This window comes from Streptomyces sporangiiformans (assembly GCF_005768555.2).
Taxonomy (GTDB): Bacteria; Actinomycetota; Actinomycetes; order Streptomycetales; family Streptomycetaceae; genus Streptomyces; species Streptomyces sporangiiformans.
On the sequence record NZ_VCHX02000202.1, the window covers coordinates 1 to 672 of the forward strand.

Consider the following 672-nt stretch of genomic DNA (forward strand, 5'->3'; position numbering starts at 1 on the left):
GACTTCCCAGTCCGTCAGTGCTCCGGCGAGGGCCTGGATGCCGAGCCGGGCGTCGGCGATGAGTGGTTCGGCGGAGTGCTTGACGGCATCGAGGCGGGCGACGTTGAGGTTGACGAAGGTGACGTCGGGGTGGGCGAAGACGGTGTGGCTGGCGGTGGTGAAGTCGGAGTACCGCGTGCCGATACCGAGAACCACATCGGCCTCTTTGGCCAGCTCATTCGCCGCGTGGGAGCCGGTGGAGCCGATGCCGCCGACGGCGCAGGGGTGGTCCCAGGGGACGGCGCCTTTGCCGGCGTGGGTGTCGGCGACCGGGATGCCGGTGGCTTCGGCGAAGGCCCGCAGCTGGGTCTCGGCGCCGGAGTAGACCGCGCCCCCGCCTGCCACGATCAGCGGCTTGCGTGCCCCGCGCAGCAGGCGTGCGGCCCGTTCAACCGCTGCGGGTTCCGGCACTGGGCGGCCCACGTGCCAGATGCGGCGGCGGAAGAAGGAGAGGGGCCAGTCGTAGGCTTCGGCCTGGACGTCCTGGGGCAGGGCGAGGGTGACGGCGCCGGTCTCCACCGGGTCGGTGAGCACCCGCATGGCTGCCAGTGCGGCCGGGATCAGCTGCTCGGGCCGGCAGATGCGGTCGAAGTACTTCGAGACCGCGCGGAAGGCGTCGTTGACGGTGACGTC

The 672-nt window shown here is 71.4% G+C and carries 1 pseudogene; it reads right to left on the reverse strand.

The features are described from left to right. Nucleotides 1–672: pseudogene (locus tag FGD71_RS34885) on the reverse strand (3D-(3,5/4)-trihydroxycyclohexane-1,2-dione acylhydrolase (decyclizing)); the annotation flags it as partial.